The sequence below is a fragment of the Rhodocytophaga rosea genome (assembly GCF_010119975.1).
GTDB lineage: Bacteria > Bacteroidota > Bacteroidia > Cytophagales > 172606-1 > Rhodocytophaga > Rhodocytophaga rosea.
In genome coordinates this window covers 4,306,406-4,321,805 of record NZ_CP048222.1, presented here as the reverse complement: position 1 = coordinate 4,321,805, position 15,400 = coordinate 4,306,406, and the positions used below count along the sequence as shown (strand labels likewise).

Below are 15,400 nucleotides of genomic sequence, written 5' to 3'. Positions count from 1 at the left end.
TCCATTCTGATAACAGACCAGTTCTGCGAAAGTTATTGGGCGCTTTTGATCACTGTTTCTGATTGTTCTACCCGGCGGCGGATATTTTTAATAATCCACTCTAATACCTGCATATAAATAGAAATCAGAAAAATGGTAAGATGAAAGTTAAATAGCATATACGACATAATTGAAAGCAATCCAAAATACAGCAGGTAACTGGCAAAACTCTCCATCATTTCCTTCACATAACCCGGGATGGCCAGCCACTTGGGTAACCATCTGAAGAGCCAGCCTTCCAGGATATCTACCTGTTTAAAACACACATAGGAGATAAGCATATAACTGCAAAGTAAAAACAACAGAAAATACCAGGTAATCTGATTGTCGCCATTTTCAAGGGCAAGGAATGCATTCAGCAAGATAACAGGTCCCAGCATGTCGCCATATATCGTTTTATGCATATCAACCCGGTTATCTAAGTCGCCTATGATAATAATCTTATCTTTGGTAAAATCATGTATATATTCAGGATCTAGTTTTAATAATTCATTTAAATATAATTTATGGTAAAGCGGTGCATTCGGAGCCATAACATCTTCCTGAAAGATGCGGTGATCAAGAATAAAAGAACTTAAAACAGGTTTGCCACCCAGTTCATCTACTATCATACCAGGCTTAAACTCTTTACCAGATACGTTTTCATACATTAGTAGTGGCATTGTTTTATGGCCCTGGCTATTAACGATGCTAAATTTGATCAACAACCCTTCAACAGTAGGTTCATAATCCGCTAATCCCAAGGGAGCTTTAAATATGGGATAGTTGGGTTGGCTACTATCTCCCATATGATAAGGGATTAGCAGGTTTTTTGTCCGAGCCAGCTCTGCTGCCAGGCGTATATCATCCTGAGGCTGGCCAGTAGTAGAATCTTCGAAAAAAATATCTAAAGTAATGAATTTATGATTATCTGGCTTCTGATTTAGAATCTGCAAAAAATCTGCAATTTTAGAACGATCAGTAATGGGTTGCTGGCCAACTGGAGTATCATATTCATCTTTTTTCTCAACCAGCTTTTTATCCCACGATACAGATATGAATAAAAACCGGTCTGGGGAAGGCTTTTCTTTACGCAGAAAAACCTTTCTTTTCAGCCCTGAGGTAAGTTGCAGCATGGTCAACTCTTCCCCGGTTGTATAAGGAGACTTTAGTTCAATATACGTAAATGCCAGTAACAACAGGCTATGTGCCAGGCAGGCTGTAATAAGTAGTACGTTTTTCTTCATTCGGAAATTGACATGAGTTCCTTTGACGAATTGTAGAAGTGATACCACCGCAGGAATGTACCACCGGTTTTAATACCTATCATATACCCAATTTACATTTTTAAATGTTCAGACAACCACAACCGTAACATATTTTCATTAGTTTGCCCGTACACTGCTAAAATGTGGTAATACATTTGTTCGATAATTTCCTCCTCAGTGAGCTGCTGAGATCGCATAACATTCCGGATTACCTCAAGCTCTGTCTTTAGTTCCTCATCAGATATAAAAATTGGCTTAAAACTTCCCATCAGCCTTGAACTCTGGTCTTTTACATTCACTTTAAGAATTTCTACCTCATTAATACCTGCCGGCGCAATTGCATGATTGTTATGTGTGTATAAAATATTCTTGTCAAAAATAAGCGTATCCGCACGGTGCGGAATCCGTTTTTGGGCTATTTTATCCTCGTTATAGGTATAGCGGTACACAAAATACTGGTGATGTGACATGGGATGAGCTGATTTGTCGAGAATAAGCTTTGAACGGCCTCCCAAAAACACCATTGAATCTGAAGAGAAAACTCCTTTCAAATCTACAATCTTATCAGTAACTAAACCACGGGTGCTTAGTTTAGCCACTGCCGTTTCACCCATCAATACATCTTTCAGCAGATTCATAAATTCCTCTCCGTTTGAACTTTGCCGAGCTGCAGCTAAACCTAGCGTAAAACGGCCACCCGCAGGGCTTAATACCGTAGCCATTGCTTTTGGGGTTCTGAATAAGAGTTTATCGCTAGGATTTAATTTGTCGCCTACACTAAGGGTATCATTTTTAGTTTGATTGAGAATAATTCCCCGCACATGTATCACATGATAGATATCAGTTTGAGGAGATGGGCAAACTATAAGCCAGGCAAATAAGAGGAAGATCATGGATATATCGTATAATACTAAATCATTGTTGATGGTTGGTATTCTGTAAACTCAGTTGAATATCTTATTAAGCATATAATAGTAAACTAATATGTCAAAGAGTGACCCACTTTTAAGTATGGTATTCTGTTTTATATTATATGGAGTTATATGTAGATAAAAATGTTATTTCACTGAATTTAGTTGTGATTTTTTATATGTTCACTCACCCAATGAGTCAGAATGTTTTTATCGGTAATTCCATACAAGGACTGCACATGCTCATGTAAATGCTGCTCAATCTCTGGCCGGGGAGTTTGCAGGGATTTAAGTACATCGGTCAGTGTTTGTAATTCCTTTTCAAGAATTTCGTCGGCTATATATACCGGAATGAAGGAACCTACAAAGGTGCTGGAATTGGTGGCAATATTATAATAATACAATTCTGTTTCTCCTGGTGCTTCCGGCCTGATAGGTTTTCCATTTACAGTATACATCCGGTTTACATCGAATATGAGGGTATCGCCAATAAAAGGCATTTTTTTATTCACTTCCTTCTCCTGGTAATTATATTTGCACACAAAATAATTTTGTGCAGACATCGGATATACAGCCGGGTCAAGCACAATTTTAGTTTGTCTACCTAATAGCGTAAAAGTATTATCAGCAAATAAGTCTTTCAGATCTATGCCTCTTCTGCGAAAGGTATAGTTACGGGTAGATAAACTGGAGCGCTCCACCGGATTAAGAATAATATCACGGATAATAGCTATGGCTTCCCTCCCAGCCGATACGTCTCCATCATTGGTAGGTCTGTTGAGAATATAGCGGCCTTTTTTTGTGCTTAATACGACAGCCAGTGCTTTATCTGAGGCAAATACAAGGGCATCATCCGCTTTAAGCCGGTCGCCGGTTTGTAATGGTTTTCGGGAAACTTTATTCAGAATACTTCCCTGTACATGGATCACATGATACGTTTCAGTAGTCTGGGTAAGCGATAGAAACAGAGAAATTATATAGGTGACAAATAGTATCATCATTAAGGAAATATAGTTTATCAAAAAGCATATATTTTAAACTAAGTTACTGATTATATGGCGTATTTAATATAAAATGACTTCGTGATTTGTGTTTATTTTCCCAGAAAGCCATTGCCTTTGTACCCGGTTTCGCCTTAAAATATTCAATAATCTTATCTCTATTGTAACTAATAGTGAATCAACCAGGTGAAGAATATATTTAATGTGTATCGGGTAGATCAGTAACCTTTGGCTATCCAAATATTATTATAACATGATTCTGGGTTAACTCTGTTAATTAATTATATGTATTACAAACTCTATAAAATAGCAAAGCCTGCATTATAAAATGCAGGCTTTGCTGTTATCAAATCGTGTCTACTATTAATCGAGTGGAATTTTCAGAATCTGTCCTGGCCGTATTTTATCTGGATCGCTGATCTGATCGCGGTTAGCCTGGAATATACGATCCCATTTATGCACATCTCCATAGTAAGCGCCAGCAATTTTAGATAACCAGTCGCCTTCTTTTACGGTATACATTTCATATTTAGCCGCACTACTTGCCGGCGGAGTTGTATTCGTATTCACAGGATTTACCTGTGGTTGTGGCTGTGCCGGAGGCGGTGTTTTAGCCTGAGGTGCTGCTTTTGGCTGAGGAGTTGCTTTTTTCTCATCCCCATTTTTTAAAAAATCTAATAGTCCCATTGCTCTTTTAGGTTAAGATATAAAACATTAATAAGTAATTTTTACTTATATATACTCAATGAAAGGTATACGCTAAAATCAGCTATGGGTTATAAAATAAAGCAATTCTGGCATGATAATCACCGGATTAGGTTTCAATCAGTTTATTTGGTAATTACTAGTTGCTCAATCAGCATAATCAGAATATGAATGATTTTAATATGTACTTCCTGAATGCGGTCGGCGTAGCCGGTGTGAGGAACCCGGATTTCTACATCTGCTAACGCTGCCAGTTTGCCGCCGTCTTTTCCGGTGAGCACAACGGTTTTCATTCCTTTTTGCCTGGCGGCTTCTACAGCCAGTATTACATTGGCTGAATTGCCACTGGTGCTGATACCAAGCAACACATCGCCCGGCTGGCCTAAGCCTTCAATAAACCGGCTAAAAATGTAATCAAATCCGTAATCGTTTCCGGTGCAACTAATATGACTCACATCTGATATGGCTATGGCCGGCAAAGCCCTGCGGTTGTCGCGGTAACGGCCAGACAATTCTTCGGCAAAGTGCATCGCATCGCAATGTGATCCTCCGTTTCCACAAGAAATAATTTTATTGCCTTTCTGAATAGCCTCAGCCATCAATACAGCCGTCTGTTGAATAGCATCTATATTTGACTGGCTTGAAAGAAATTGATCTAATACCTGGGCGGCTTGCTGTAGCTCCTGACGGATAATGGGAGAAAAATTCATGCGCAAATATAAATCCTTTTCCGGGGTTTGAACCTATGTATATATATTATCAAATAGCCCGTGGCCGGTTTTCGCCTGTTTTGTTGATAATGATGGTTTCGTCTTTTTCAATGTATCCATCTCTGTTTCTATCTTTCACCCGTACCATATCATCATACAACTTGGCTTTCAGTTCCGTATTTTCCTTTACAATCTGGTTATAAGAGCGGTTTTTACTCGACAGATGAATATTCTCAAGCACACTCTCAAACATTAATAAAACAAAGCCTATTAAAGCTGTGAACATCCAGATCGTATGACTGGTTTCCAGGTCGAATGTAGCAATCAGGCTGTCGTTATACAGTACACCCAATACCACCAGCACAAACAGGATGGTATATATGAAATACATCATTTTTTTAAAAGAGCTCATAAACAATTTTATTTAGTTTTTAAAATGTTAGTATCTACCTGCCAAAGCAGGCATATAGTTCAATAGCAATGATATGTTACCAGTATACAGTACGCTTTTCCGCAGAAATCGTTTGGCTATCTAAGGGTCTAAAAGTATAGCAATTGAATATAATCATGTATCAAAGGAGTATGATTAAGATTAACTGGTTGCGAAAAAGAATTCAATTACTTTTAAATCCTATTTTTCTCAAATTGGAAGAATTATCAAAATCTATTTTGTCTAAATTAAAAATATCCGCAAGAATCATCTCTTTATCAATTGCATTATAACCTTTAGATTGCAATAATTTATTTGTTTTTTCTTTTGATAGCGGTTTAAATTCATAACTGGCTATCATTCTTCCTTTGCGAATAAGTGCTTTGTCCACTCTTTCAATATTAGTATTGAATGTACAAATGATTTTAATATTTAAATAATCGCTAAAAAGCCCATCAGTTAATTGAAGAATAGTGGATACCATTGAAATTTCACTTATATATTCTCGTGTGGTAATTACTTTTTCTGCATCTTCGATGATAAGTGTAGAATTTCTATTCTTTAATAAGAATGAAATAAAATCGGGGTTAAGAAGATCTTTTATAAATTCATTCTGAATGAAAATAAAGGGCTTTTTATTAAAACTAGAAATTAAGTGTTTAATATAGGATGTCTTACCAGTTCCTGGCGCTCCATGTAGCAATATCAAACCTGATTTTTCTGTTGCCATTACCTGCATAATCACGGAGTTAATTTCTCTAAAATCATCATTATACAGTTCTTCTATATTTACTTGCAATGTATCTGTCGGAACATCCTTCGTAAAAAAACCTCTGGTATTACGGGATAATACTTTAAATATAGGAGACTTATTGGCTCCAAATTTATTGCGAAGTTGTTGATTTGTAGAAACCACCCATGTTTCTAATTCCCGATCCGAAACATCATACAAAAAATCAAACATCAACTCATCGCTTTCTAAGGCAATCCATATTATGAGTTTACGATTTTCACTTTTTAACAAATACTGATATGGATAGTCATTGGAAGAATCAGCATTTTTATCATCTTCTGTATTCCAATTCTTAAAAACTTCTTTAATGCCTAAGGAATCAAAATCAACAGCAGCAATCACTGAATCCATATTTTCCTTACTTTCAGTTAATTGTGTCTCAAACCTAAGATTGGAGGGAAGCGTATTGAAACACACAGTAAAATATGAAGTACGTTCAAACTCATTATATGAGTTATAGGCATCAATAAGTTCTGGCATTTATAAGATTTTATCTGTTAATATTTTCAACTTTTTACAACATAATTCTCTGTAAGTATTTCTCTTGCTAAGGTAATCTCTTATAATAAGTGGATTAAAATTCATGCTGCCGCTGCGGGATGTTCCAGCGCAGGGCTAGCGAAGCAAAAGCAGTATTTTTCCTTCCCGGCAATGAGCTATTTACCCGGCGCACGATCTGCCTGGCATCAATAAATAAATTATGCCGCAGCTGGTAAGAAGCTGTAAAATCTCCATAAGCTAGGTACGCTTTTACGCCTTGTCCGATTTCATTGCCATATTCCTGCACCTTTGTCTGGTATGGCAGCAATACATTGCCACCCCAGTTTTGACCATTGCTGTCGCCTCCATATTCTGCATAAATTAATTTGCCGGTTAAGCTAAGGCGGTTCAGTGGCTGATAACGTACAATGCCTATATACTCATAAAAATTAGCTCCCAACGGATGTGCCAGTGGCTGATTATAATGGGTATAACTAGTATAAGGCGATTCATGGGAATAGGTGTACGGACGGGCTATATTGGCTTCCAGCTGCAGATCCAGATTGGGAATTCCTGCCACATCAATGTATTTTATTCCGATTTGCCCGGCTTGCTTATTTGCCCACCAGCCATTGCCAGCCCGTATTTCTTTCAGCAAGAATTCATCCAGCATCAGTTGACCATATACAGAGAAGCGGCGCAGAAAATTCCACTTAAAATCAACGCCAAGCAAAGCATTGTCTTCACTGCCAATCTGCTGTTCAATAGAACGATAAAATATAATGGGATTCAGATAATTTAAATCGAATGACCCTCTTCTGGTAGAATCGCTGCGGCCAAACATAACGGCTTCAAACACTCCCAGATTCAAATTTTTGCCTACATTGATGCTCAGGTGATGAAAGGCAAAATATTTTTTCGGGTAAATGGCATCTACAAAGCTGGGAATGTCAGCATTCATCTGGGCAAACAGATTGGTATAATTGAAACGCCATACCCTGGTATTGATTTTCAAAAACAGATAATTATTAGAAAAATCAGACAAGATCATGGAACGGTAGCCATTGCCAATAAAATTTTTATCGTGCCCGAACTGTATTTGTATAGGTTTAACCGGACTAAATGTGATATATCCTCTGGCGGTGAAAAAATCAACCCCGTTCTGTTTAAACCGTTTCCAGTAACCTTCTCCCGGAACCGCATTGTAAAAATTAATTCTCTCCCGCACGTATTCCGGAAAGGTAGCCTGGTTATCAGTCATGAAGGTATAAAAGCCAATTTTTTTCGCAATCATCCCCCGGACTTCTACCCCTCTGGTATTGATAAATGGATTGGCTGATTCATCTGATGCAACGCCTGCTCCCAGGTACAATACCGGATTTATATGCACTTCAAAATCATCGCTGCGGTACTGGTACAGGTCTGATTTTTTGTCATAAAACACACCCAGAATCGGTTTACGGCTATCATTGCTGGCGCTATCCGTCCATTCCCAGTTATCGTTGCGCAGATATTCCAGATTAAAGCGGTCACGGCGGGAAAGCGGGCTTACGAGCAGTGAAATACTATCAGCAAGCTGGGCAATGCCTTTGCGTTCAAAGGGTTTAATATGCGTATGCATTCCTTCTGCAAATTTGCCATATTTGATTTCATACCGTTCGGCCAGATGATAATAGTCTTTGTTTAAAGGCGCATATACACTCTGAGAAAATGTTTTTGCCGGCACAAGGCAGGCAATACTTAGTAAAAGAAATACTATATGAAGGTAACGCTTGTTTTGGCCCATACACCATAGAAAAGAGTGAAAACAATTTCCGGCAAGATACTGAGTAATTATAAATTACGAACGACTAATTACTAAACGGGTTTGGATCAGCCAGATTGTGAGCAAATACACCTGGAATTTTTCTATAAGTAAAGTATACTTACTGGGTAATGGGTTCTGTATCTGTTTTAGATTCGAGAGCTTGCTGGGCAGCATTTGATAAAGCTGATAAAAAATCGTATCCGGTAGCTGATTCAATGGCATCTACTGAAATCCGGTAAGCATCCCAGGGAAGTGCATCCGCCGATTGTTTATTGGGTATGTCTACGGCGATCACCCGGGTATTGGCATCTATTCTTTTTATATCATTATTTCCTACCGGTAATATTACAATAACCTTCCACACCCTGGCAGGAACAGTAATTTTACCATCGGCTAAAGTTTGCGTAGTGCCGCCATTAGAACCACTTCCACCCTTTCCATATGCACCGGCTAGTATATATAACTCATTCCCCTGCTCTGTTAATTTCCGGCAATAGTCCTCCAGATTTTTCCAGGTATTGCGGTTATTGTTGGGGGCTTGTGGAATAATATTGCTCATCAGAAAGGTAGCCACATTATCTTCTGTACTGCCATCCCGGTCATCGGAAGGGCAAAGGTGTCCCCGGTCGAAACCAGAATTGGTATAATCTGCTGGTTTTACCTGATACCAGCCAGCAGGCAAATTTTGATCAGGACGAAAATTCTCCTGTCTGGGGGCATCCCCTTTCCATTCTTTACTTAAATGCCAGCTTACCCAGTTAGCTGTACCCCGGGATTTATTGTAAGAGAGTGCATACTGCAACCGCACAATCAGATAATTATTTTCACTGGAAAGGTCAGTTACTGCTTTACTTGGATTACCTAAGAGTATGTTATCTTCACGCCCGGTACTGGCTGGTCCTACAGTAGTTCTGGTACAGGCGGTAGCAATCAGAAAAACAATCAGAAAGAAAGAATAAAAATGACGGTTCGTTCTCATAGGGATACTTTGTAGTAAATATACACAGGAAGTGCTGATAAGAGACGGAATATGCTGGAATAATAGCTTTTCCTAACATTAATAAAGTATCCGATCTACTATTGACTTATTTAATCACCGTTCTGCTTTCCTGAGAAATCAAATTGCTTGTATCTTCACGCTATGACAAAAGAACAGCAAAAAACTTTCATGCGGGAAGCTATTGAGCTTTCCCGGAAAGGCTCACAAAGTGGCAAAGGTGGCCCTTTTGGAGCTGTTATTGTAAAAGATAACCAGATTGTAGGAAGAGGCTATAACCAGGTCACTTCTGCTTATGACCCAACGGCACATGCGGAAATAGTAGCTATCCGGGATGCCTGCCAAAATCTAAACACGTTTCATCTCGAAGATTGTATCCTCTTTACTTCCTGTGAACCTTGTCCGATGTGCCTGGGTGCTATTTACTGGGCTCAGATCAAGCATATTTATTATGCCAATACCCGGAAGGATGCTGCGGCTATCGGATTTAACGATGATTTTATATACCAGGAATTTAATGTTCCAATAGAAAACAGAAAGATTCCGACTGAACCCTTTTTACGTGAAGAAGCCAATCTGGTATTCCAGCACTGGCAGGATAAGGATGATAGAATTAATTATTAAGTCTGCCTGACATCAGTAAGCATGTCTGTATCTTTACAAAAACAAATCGGGTTGAGGATAAACGCTTCTAGTCAATTTTTAACGGGGGTCCTACTACCTTCATTTCATTCGCAGCAAATATCTTCGCCATTTCCTCTGGTGTAGGCGTATGATCCAAAGCAGCCATGGTTACAAAAAATTCTTCAAGTTTTCCGGCAGGCTGTAGGATAACAGTCATTTTACCTTTTTCACTTAGTTGTGACCAGGCGTGAGGTACGTTTCTGGGAAGGAATATACTATCGCCTGATTTTAACTGATAGGTTTCTTTTCCTACTTGAAACTTGTATTCTCCTTGAAGAACATAAAAAGTTTCATCCTGGCCAGGATGAACATGCAATGGGGTACCTCTTTTAGGTGATAAACTTGTTTGTTCGAAAATAGCCAGATCTCCATTCGTATCTTTACCCGACACTTTTACATCGATAATATTGGAATTAACGCCCTTTAACTGAATATGACCATGTATTCTCCCTTCACCAGCTTTTGCTATGAAACCTTTACTCTCCCGCGGATGCACCGACGAATCCATTCCTGAAACTAGTAGTGGCGTACCTGCAAGTGTTACCTGAACAAATCTTCTTCTACGCATATGTAAAAATGTTTAGTGTTTTAACAGAAATTTTACGTTTACAGAATAGGAACGTATTTACTTAGAAACCGGCACTATTACCTGAGCAGTGGACGGTTGTAAACCTGTTTTTGATAAGACAATGTTACCCACTTTTATACCCTGTTCGGTGCCTTTTCTATTAGTATTTCGGTAGTGAATACCTCCGTACAAACGGCTGAGTGCTGCTTCATGAGCGGCTTCCATAAATGAATTAAAAGACCGCTGTCCCATGCCATATTCAAGCTCAGTTGTATCATGGTACGCAAAGTTATCTCCATACAGGTTTGTAAGCACAGTGGCAGCAGATGCTGAAATTACACTATGGCCACTGGTGTATTCCGGAAAAGGCGGCGTTTGCAGAAAAGATTCCCAGGTTTCGTCTACCTGCTGATTAATAACCGTAACTGGCCTTACAAACTGGCTCCTGAATTTTTCCTCCCAGCAGGAGATAAATCCATCAAAAAGACTTGTAGCAGTGAGAGCATAGGTCTGGGCGGTTTTCTCAACATCGGCTTTTGCCTGACGGCTGGTTAAGGTAGCAATCGCCATCCAGTGACCCCCTGGTGTCATCTTTTTCGTAGCAAAAGTAGCATGTCCGGTATGATGTGATACAAATGGATTGTCGTCCCAGAAACGGGCAATTTCTATTTGTTCCTCAGTCAGGTTTTTGCCTGTTTCATACACTTCCATAAATTCTTTGTAGAAGTCACTTTTCTTATCTATACTATAAGTAGTGGGTGGTGGAGGAATACATTGCCTGGCTGAATCTAAAGCTAAGGGTAATATAGTATGCCAATAGGGCTCAATGGCATCAGCATAATCCGGGGCCGTAGGCTGCCATTTATCTTCGCCTTTCACCACAGTATATCTTGCAAAACCTCTGGTTTCTTTATAATTATCTTTGGTACCTCTGGCTAGTACAGCTTTCCCGATAGCCTCGCCCAGTTCCAGCGAACGTTTATATGTATCCGCATCTAGTACAGCAGCGTATTGTTCCAGCAAACCAGCTTCAAATTTTTTCAGCGTATCCACAGAAAAGGTTATCTTTTGCCCGACTGTCATAAAGGCTTTGATACCTGCGAGCGTAAAATCATAGTTTTTGCCTTTGTCAGGCTGCGGCATAGGATCAAAACCATTCATATTGGCAGTCAGCGAAGGATATTGCTCTGGTTTATTCAAGCGAATGGCTTCGTAAGCAGCCAGGCTTGTATAGGCGTAAATTCTACTAGCTACAGGCGGTGTAAAAATATCATACACAATTACGTCGGTGAGTTTTTTTACACTGTTCTGTAATAATGCCGGGTCATTTTTTTTAAATAGAACTGCCGTGGCTCTACTTTCCTCTTTCTGCGACTGGCAGGCCCATAGAGAGCAGATCAATAGAGAAAGTATTAATAATTTGTTTTTCATAATCCGGCTTGCCATAAAACTTTGCGCTTATTTCCTTTAAAATCTATGAGTTCCACATCTTTAATATTTTTCGGAATCAGTAATTCCCGGGGTGATTGAGAGAGAAACGATGATCCATAGTATAACTCTTCTTTTTGCACCTGGCCATCCTGATAAGTTAATAAGGCATAAGCATCCTCTGCATTTAAAGGCACATGTTGCATCGCACCCTTCTGATTTTTGAATATACATAAACGGCCTCTGTTCTGACTGGCAGCAATCAGTTGATTACCTTTGGCATCTGTAAATTGTAGTAAACCTTTGGCATTGCCTGGCACAAAAAATCCACTGGCAGCCAGCGATTGTGCTGCAAATTCTCCTTTTCCATTGCCTTTCAACCATAAACCATTCAAGGCATCATATCTTCCTGTGCTTACTTCATTGCTAAAATCATTACCTACAGCCATCAGATCTATATTTCCATCACCATCCACATCCTGCGAAATCATGCCGAATAAGGGAGCAAACTGGGCTTGTACCGGCAAAGATTTTATGTTGAATTTACCATTGCCTACATTTTCGATATAAGCCGATTGCATGTAATTAGCTTTGAGAATAAGTGCATCCTTTCTGTCTTTTTCAAGCACCAGACTATCAACGGTTGCCCTTGCAAAATTTTTGTAATATGGAAAACGGGCACGCATTGAAATCATTTGTTTAATCAAATCTTCCCGTCCATGAAAACTGTACTCCCTACGAACCCCTGTTTCGTCTGGGAAATAGGTAGTAGGAATGGCATCAAAACTTCCGTTTCCATCAAAATCTTTGGCATATATTCTTACCGGTTCCTTATCGGAGGCATGATTCAGGGAATTGAGTCCTAAGTTACCAGCCACATAATCTATGTCGCCATCTTTATCAAAATCGGCAGCAGTCAGGCTATTCCACCAGCCTACATGAGATTGTAAACCGGTCTGCGTAGTTATATTCTCAAACTTCCCCTGGCGGTTCTGCAATATGGTGAGCGGCATCCATTCTCCGGCAAGCATCAAATCTACCCAGCCATCATTATCATAATCTGTCCAAATGGCATCGCATACCAGCCCGATTTGCTGTAGGCCATTGGCAATAGTTGCGGTAACATCTGTAAATTTTACTTGCCCATTCTGAGTATCATTCCGGAAGATGAAGCTGGAAACTGGTTTGGGATAGCGGTCTGTTTCTACCCGGCCACCTACAAACAAATCGAGGTCTCCATCTTTATCGAAATCTGCTGCTTTTACACAGGATTTGCTGACAAATATGGCTGGTAAGGCTTGCGCCGACAGTTGAAAATTACCTTTTCCATCATTGATATATAGCCTGTCCTGATAGGCAGCAGTATTAGGTTCTTTTTCATATCCTCCACTGGCAATATATAAGTCCAGATCTTTGTCGCCATCCACATCAAAAAGCAGGGTTCCCATGTCTTCTTCCAGTTTGGTCTCTCCATCAGGACCAGGTAATAAATCTTTCTCTGCAAAGCTGCCAGAAGCTGTTTGTAGAAGAAATTTACCTTTATGAAAACGAGAACCTCCGATGAATAAATCGTTCAGGCCATCTCCATTTATGTCTCCGGCAGAAATAGCAGGCGGATATTGGGTAAGTTTATGGGGAAGCAGTTTTTGTACATTAAAATCAATATAATCCGGTTCCTGGTGCGTAAATGTGATTTGCAGAGAATCTGTAATCTCAGCGAGCAAGCCTTCTGGTTGCGGACCTGGTTTTAACCCAGAATGGGCATTTTTAATATCTATTGTTAATACCTGATTGGCCTGTACATTTTTCAATAACTGCGCTGAACCATTGGGCCAGGTGATTTTTACCTGATCTACTACCTGGTTTGAACCCAGGCCAAAATGTGCGGCATTTTCAATAGAGGAAATATAGCCCCGGTAAATCGTATGTTCATACACTTGTTTCTGGCCATTTCCATACGTGAGTTCAATAAATGTACCTAAACCCATCCGGTTCTGAGCAGGGCCTTGAAACTTCATCCGCAGGTAATTAGCATTTTTAGCTTTACGTTCTATCAGATTGTTACGGAAAACAAAGGCTTCATCATTAATATTATTTACAATATAATCCAGGTCACCGTCATTATCTAAATCTCCATAAGCAGCGCCGTTTGAGAAAGAAGCCTGTGTCATCCCCCAATCGTCGGTTACATTGCTGAAAGTAAGGTCGCCATTGTTGCGGAAGGCATAATTTTTAATTCTGATTACCGGAATCTGAGATAACATCATTTCCTTGGAAGCGACCAATCCTACTTCGGAGCGGTACTGGATAAAATCCCGGTCTGTTACATCTTTCGGAAAGCCATTGGTCACCAGTAAATCCCGGTAACCGTCGTGATCGAAATCAACTACCATCGGCGTCCAGCTCCAGTCAGTTTCAGCTACTTTTGCCAGCAGGCTTATCTCACTGAATATGGGCTGATTTGTAGCAGGTTTTGGTCCCTGGTTGAGTTGAAGGGTATTCCGAACATACTCATAAGTATAGCCATACTGATCGTTGTTAAAATAGGTTTGGTACATATTAGCGCCCATCAGCATTTTTTTCCGCAGGTTATCTTCCGGCAGCATATCTACAGCAATTACATCTACCAGACCATCATTATTGATGTCGTTTACATCGTTGCCCATCGCAGAATTGCTCGTATGCTTAAAATACTCAGACGCCCGGTCATTAAAGGTGCCATTACCATTATTGATATAGAGCAGATCATTGGTGATGTAATCGTTGGTTACATAAATATCCTTCCAGCCATCGCGGTTAATGTCAGTAATATTGACTCCCAGGCCATATCCTTCAATCTGGATGCCAGCTTCCTTAGATACGTTAGTAAATACCCCCTGCTTTAGCTGGGCATTCCAGTCATTGCGGTACAGGCGGTCGGTGGTGGGAGAAGAGCCATCAGTTACTTTTTTACGGTACCGGTTCGGGTAACTTTCTACAGTATTAGTGAGCACATATAAATCTAAATCCCCATCATTATCATAATCAAAAAACGCAGCATTGGTAGTATGGCCGGTATCATCAATGCCATATTGTTTTGCTTGCTCTTTAAATGTCGGTTTTCCTTCTTTATTCAAACCCTGATTTACAAACAACATATTGGCCCGTTCCTGTGCTGTTTTTTTTACTGTAGCACCTACATATATATCCATCCACCCGTCGTTATTAATATCTACCAGGGCTACACCTGAAGCCCATTTCCCATTTCCACTTACGCCAGCAGATTGCGTAATATCTTCAAATTCGAAATCACCTTTGTTTAAATATAACTGGCAGGGAACCTGGTTGCCTGAAAAAAATACATCTTGCAAACCATCATTGTTGAAATCACCAATTCCTACGCCGCCGCCATTATATATATATTCAAAATCGAGAATATTCATGGTATCATTATCAGTAATGCGGTTATTAAAGATAATACCAGATTCCTCCGACGAAATCAAGCTGAACATTTTATCTTCAGACCGGCAGGCAGCAAGCAGGGCAATAAAAAATAGCAGTAAATAAAAAATGGGTATGCGTCTGATAATCATAACGAATGATTCCTATTGAAAAGAATAA

General features: G+C 39.7%; 13 protein-coding genes. 1 reads left to right on the top strand and 12 read right to left on the bottom strand.

The genetic code is table 11. The features are described from left to right. Window positions 1-32: 32 nt before the first annotated feature. From GXP67_RS17865 to GXP67_RS17825, 9 genes are all read right to left on the bottom strand, one after another. The gene (locus GXP67_RS17865) at window positions 33-1,265 is read right to left on the bottom strand and encodes a CHASE2 domain-containing protein (protein WP_162444384.1); all 1,233 of its coding nucleotides are present in this window, start codon (window positions 1,263-1,265) and stop codon (window positions 33-35) included. 92 nt (window positions 1,266-1,357) lie between these two features. Beyond that, on the bottom strand, window positions 1,358-2,179 hold the full coding sequence (locus tag GXP67_RS17860) for a hypothetical protein (protein WP_162444383.1): 822 nt from the start codon (window positions 2,177-2,179) through the stop codon (window positions 1,358-1,360). 179 nt (window positions 2,180-2,358) lie between these two features. Further along, window positions 2,359-3,198, bottom strand: a complete 840-nt coding sequence (locus GXP67_RS17855; RefSeq protein ID WP_162444382.1) for a hypothetical protein — start codon at window positions 3,196-3,198, stop codon at window positions 2,359-2,361. 363 nt (window positions 3,199-3,561) lie between these two features. After that, window positions 3,562-3,885, bottom strand: coding sequence for a LysM peptidoglycan-binding domain-containing protein (locus tag GXP67_RS17850; protein ID WP_162444381.1), 324 nt, complete (start codon window positions 3,883-3,885; stop codon window positions 3,562-3,564). Window positions 3,886-4,028: 143 nt separating this feature from the next. Continuing rightward, window positions 4,029-4,613, bottom strand: a complete 585-nt coding sequence (gene lpcA / locus GXP67_RS17845; RefSeq protein WP_162444380.1) for a D-sedoheptulose 7-phosphate isomerase — start codon at window positions 4,611-4,613, stop codon at window positions 4,029-4,031. A 49-nt stretch (window positions 4,614-4,662) separates the two neighbouring features. After that, a complete protein-coding gene (locus GXP67_RS17840; RefSeq protein ID WP_162444379.1) occupies window positions 4,663-5,025 on the bottom strand; it encodes a hypothetical protein in 363 nt (120 codons plus the stop codon). A gap of 202 nt (window positions 5,026-5,227) precedes the next feature. Beyond that, entirely contained in the window at window positions 5,228-6,316 is a 1,089-nt protein-coding gene (locus GXP67_RS17835; RefSeq protein ID WP_162444378.1) for an AAA family ATPase, read from the bottom strand. 94 nt (window positions 6,317-6,410) lie between these two features. After that, on the bottom strand, window positions 6,411-8,042 hold the full coding sequence (locus tag GXP67_RS17830) for a hypothetical protein (RefSeq protein ID WP_232065260.1): 1,632 nt from the start codon (window positions 8,040-8,042) through the stop codon (window positions 6,411-6,413). A gap of 199 nt (window positions 8,043-8,241) precedes the next feature. Beyond that, window positions 8,242-9,102, bottom strand: coding sequence for a DNA/RNA non-specific endonuclease (locus tag GXP67_RS17825; protein WP_162444377.1), 861 nt, complete (start codon window positions 9,100-9,102; stop codon window positions 8,242-8,244). Window positions 9,103-9,264: 162 nt separating this feature from the next. Between GXP67_RS17825 and GXP67_RS17820 the strand changes: the two genes are divergently transcribed. Continuing rightward, on the top strand, window positions 9,265-9,744 hold the full coding sequence (locus GXP67_RS17820; RefSeq protein ID WP_162444376.1) for a nucleoside deaminase: 480 nt from the start codon (window positions 9,265-9,267) through the stop codon (window positions 9,742-9,744). A 67-nt stretch (window positions 9,745-9,811) separates the two neighbouring features. On the opposite strand, the gene GXP67_RS17815 is transcribed toward GXP67_RS17820, so the two are convergent. Genes GXP67_RS17815 through GXP67_RS17805 form a run of 3 tightly spaced genes read right to left on the bottom strand, consistent with a single transcriptional unit; the run spans window position 9,812 to window position 15,372 of the window. Continuing rightward, window positions 9,812-10,372: a cupin domain-containing protein gene (locus GXP67_RS17815; protein WP_162444375.1), complete on the bottom strand. Its 561-nt coding sequence runs from the start codon at window positions 10,370-10,372 to the stop codon at window positions 9,812-9,814. A 57-nt stretch (window positions 10,373-10,429) separates the two neighbouring features. Further along, a complete protein-coding gene (locus GXP67_RS17810) occupies window positions 10,430-11,803 on the bottom strand; it encodes a vanadium-dependent haloperoxidase (RefSeq protein ID WP_162444374.1) in 1,374 nt (457 codons plus the stop codon). Further along, the gene (locus GXP67_RS17805; RefSeq protein WP_162444373.1) at window positions 11,800-15,372 is read right to left on the bottom strand and encodes a VCBS repeat-containing protein; all 3,573 of its coding nucleotides are present in this window, start codon (window positions 15,370-15,372) and stop codon (window positions 11,800-11,802) included. Before GXP67_RS17805 ends, GXP67_RS17810 begins: the two co-directional genes overlap by 4 nt. Between the last annotated feature and the right edge of the window lie 28 nt (window positions 15,373-15,400).

Coding starts and splice junctions, on each gene's coding strand:
- GXP67_RS17820 (WP_162444376.1), top strand. CDS start 9,265: ATGACAAAAGAACAGCAAAAAACTTTCATGCGGGAAGCTATTGAGCTT.
- GXP67_RS17850 (WP_162444381.1), bottom strand. CDS start 3,885: ATGGGACTATTAGATTTTTTAAAAAATGGGGATGAGAAAAAAGCAACT.
- GXP67_RS17865 (WP_162444384.1), bottom strand. CDS start 1,265: ATGAAGAAAAACGTACTACTTATTACAGCCTGCCTGGCACATAGCCTG.
- GXP67_RS17835 (WP_162444378.1), bottom strand. CDS start 6,316: ATGCCAGAACTTATTGATGCCTATAACTCATATAATGAGTTTGAACGT.
- GXP67_RS17860 (WP_162444383.1), bottom strand. CDS start 2,179: ATGATCTTCCTCTTATTTGCCTGGCTTATAGTTTGCCCATCTCCTCAA.
- GXP67_RS17815 (WP_162444375.1), bottom strand. CDS start 10,372: ATGCGTAGAAGAAGATTTGTTCAGGTAACACTTGCAGGTACGCCACTA.
- GXP67_RS17825 (WP_162444377.1), bottom strand. CDS start 9,102: ATGAGAACGAACCGTCATTTTTATTCTTTCTTTCTGATTGTTTTTCTG.
- GXP67_RS17840 (WP_162444379.1), bottom strand. CDS start 5,025: ATGAGCTCTTTTAAAAAAATGATGTATTTCATATATACCATCCTGTTT.
- GXP67_RS17855 (WP_162444382.1), bottom strand. CDS start 3,198: ATGATGATACTATTTGTCACCTATATAATTTCTCTGTTTCTATCGCTT.
- GXP67_RS17810 (WP_162444374.1), bottom strand. CDS start 11,803: ATGAAAAACAAATTATTAATACTTTCTCTATTGATCTGCTCTCTATGG.
- GXP67_RS17805 (WP_162444373.1), bottom strand. CDS start 15,372: ATGATTATCAGACGCATACCCATTTTTTATTTACTGCTATTTTTTATT.
- lpcA (WP_162444380.1), bottom strand. CDS start 4,613: ATGAATTTTTCTCCCATTATCCGTCAGGAGCTACAGCAAGCCGCCCAG.